Here is a 1677-nt window from a genome sequence, read left to right as displayed (position 1 = left end):
GCCAATCTGATACCCCTGCGCTCGCATCATCGACATCCAGTGTACGGTTGGCTTCGAGTTTGAATTCGGCAGTAAATGAGCGACGTAATCTTGTCATTGAACGCCTCATGTCATGTTGGTGAGACCAGCTTCCTTGAAGATGGTAATGCTCTGCTCTTCAGAGAGGCGTTTCTTCATGTTCATCTCCTTGTGATAGATGAGCATTACCAAGTTCTGGTGGCCTGGAAAATGGAGCGCAGATCAGAGTCATTATTATGCCGAAATTCTGTTTTTGAATAGGGCAGGATGTTGGCTCATGGTCAATTAAAGCATTGAAGAAGTTTAACGAGCTTGGTATGCCGAGAGCGTTGAGTATTGTTTAATAATTGAACAGTCTGGGCGATTCGGCTTTCTGGCTGAATCACGTATTTTGGATCAAAGCTTAGCAATAGTGTCTATCGTCAAAAGTGTGACAAGCTCCAAAAATTGTAATTTAATTAAGTGCTTTTCGTGACTTAACTCAATCTTTCGACTGATGCAAAGTATTTCTATCTGTCTTGCAGATATATTGGTTCTCGACATAGAGACAAATCACTAGATTATCACTCCTTGAGGCAAATCATGATTATCGCTCTGCTTATTAATATTTTAAGAGCGCAAACAAATGAACAAGTCGATTCAGGATGTTATCGTTTACCAAATCTACCCCAAGAGTTTTCTAGACAGCAATAACGATGGTGTTGGCGATTTACAAGGCGTCATTTCAAAACTGGACTACTTATCCGACCTTGGTATAAATGCTATTTGGCTTAGTCCAATCTACAACTCACCACTTGATGATAACGGTTATGACATAAGCGATTATCAATCCATCCTTGTACAGTTTGGTACAATGGCCGATTTTGACCAGTTATTAGAGCAATGTAAACGTCGTAATATTAAAATAATTATGGATTTGGTTATTAACCACTGTTCAGATGAACATGTTTGGTTTGAAGAATCCAAAAAATCCAAAACCAATCCATACTCCAACTACTTCCATTGGGCTGATGGTATCAATGGAAATCCACCTAATAAATGGCGTTCAGTATTTGGTGGTTCTGCTTGGGAATATTCGCCTGAACGTGATCAATACTATTTACATATATTCGGCAAGAAACAACCAGATTTAAATTGGAGTAATCCAAAACTCGTCAATGAAATCCATTCGATGATCAAATGGTGGCTTGATAAAGGTATCGATGGATTCCGCATTGATGCGATTTCATTCTTAGAGAAACCAGTTTATTTCTACGCATGCGACAGTGAGGACTTTGCCACTGTTCCTTGCGCAAATAAAGCGCTTGGTCACAGTTATATTAAAGGCTTTATGGAGATCATTAATCGCTATGGTGCATTTAGTGTCGGTGAAATAAATGAAGTAAATAGTGAAGGGATTTTGAAATACGTTGCGCCAGCAGCAGGTGAATTTCAAATGGCTATCTCTTTTGTGCCGCCAGAAATCGAGGTTTTTAATGAAGATCTAGTCTCTTATTACAAGGAACAACTAAAAACAAAACTCGAAATTGAACAACAGGGTGGTTGGAATGCTGTCTTTCTATCAAATCACGATAAACCACGTCAAGTATCATTGTTAGGTAACGATGCGAAAGAGTATTGGGAAGATGCTGCGAAGGCATTAGCAGTTTTGGTGCTAAC

1 protein-coding gene is annotated in these 1677 nt (G+C 39.3%); it reads left to right on the top strand.

Features of this window, described 5'->3' with window-relative positions; genetic code table 11:
- Window positions 1-643 precede the first annotated feature (643 nt).
- Window positions 644-1677 (top strand): alpha-amylase family glycosyl hydrolase (locus LD28_RS0121880; protein WP_033138978.1); only part of this gene is annotated, 1034 nt, incomplete at its 3' end.

The organism is Aeromonas finlandensis, from assembly GCF_000764645.1.
In the GTDB taxonomy this organism is placed as follows: Bacteria; Pseudomonadota; Gammaproteobacteria; order Enterobacterales; family Aeromonadaceae; genus Aeromonas; species Aeromonas finlandensis.
Note: the sequence above shows the minus strand (reverse complement) of the source record. Positions and strands in the feature narration are given on the sequence as shown.